Source organism: Stenotrophomonas sp. SrG, assembly GCF_050031795.1.
GTDB lineage: Bacteria > Pseudomonadota > Gammaproteobacteria > Xanthomonadales > Xanthomonadaceae > Stenotrophomonas > Stenotrophomonas rhizophila_A.
In genome coordinates, this window is record NZ_JBNBBE010000998.1 from 1 (window position 1) to 241 (window position 241).

At 69.7% G+C, this 241-nt stretch carries 1 pseudogene; it reads left to right on the top strand.

Going from position 1 to position 241, the window contains the following annotated elements:
* A pseudogene (locus tag ACQG3P_RS22490) lies at positions 1-241 on the top strand (LacI family transcriptional regulator); the annotation flags it as partial.

Sequence of the window (241 nt, forward strand, 5' to 3'; positions counted from 1 at the left end):
ATGCAGTACCGCGCGCTGGACGCGCTGCGCGGCTCCAGCTTCGAGCTGGTGGGGCACCCGTGCGATTCGCGCAGCCCCGGCTACATCGAAGGCGTGCGCCGCTTCGTGCAGCAGCAGAAGCTGCCCGGGGTGATCCTCGTGCCGCGTGCCTCGGAAGACCAGGCGCTGGTGGACATGCTCGTTGAGTTCGGCTGCCGCTTCACCCGCATCGCCGCGCTGCCGCTGGATGACACCTCGCAGG